Source organism: Dyella flagellata (assembly GCF_030160275.1).
GTDB lineage: Bacteria > Pseudomonadota > Gammaproteobacteria > Xanthomonadales > Rhodanobacteraceae > Dyella_B > Dyella_B flagellata.
Genome location: NZ_BSOA01000061.1, coordinates 1 through 521 on the forward strand (window position 1 = coordinate 1; position 521 = coordinate 521).

1 protein-coding gene is annotated in these 521 nt (G+C 61.6%); it reads right to left on the reverse strand.

Annotation, left to right across the window (positions count from 1 at the left end):
- Positions 1-521: Ig-like domain-containing protein (locus QQJ96_RS23500; RefSeq protein ID WP_284334473.1), on the reverse strand; the 521-nt coding region annotated here is incomplete at both ends.

Below are 521 nucleotides of genomic sequence, written 5' to 3' on the forward strand. Positions count from 1 at the left end.
AGCTTGCCATGCTGTGGCTGGCTGAGAATCTTGGCGAACAGGTCGTCATCGCCGTCGCCGTGGTCACCATCACCGTTGTCGTCATCGTCGTGGTTGTCGTCACAACGACGAGCATGTTCGTCGGGCACCAGGTAGATCGGGGTGGACTTGCCGGTGCGTACGCTGACACCTTCGTCCTGGGCCACCGGGCGCGGATCGACGTCGAGGTGGATCGTGGCTTTGTTCGAGTCGTATTGCGTGTCGTTGGCGACAAAGCTGAAGCTGTCTTCACCCGCCCAGCCCGCGATGGGCGTGTAGGTGTAGGTGCCATCCGTGTTCAACGACAGGGTGCCGTGACGCGGACCACGCACGATACGTAAGGTCAGTGGATCGCCATCCGGATCCGAGGCGTCCTGCATCAGATTGATCTGCTGCGATTCGTTTTCGGCAACGTAGACCTTCTGGCCCTTGGCGTGCGGCCGGCGGTTGCGGGCCTTCACGTCAATGGTGGCCGTGGCGACGTTGGAATCAGCCTGACCGTC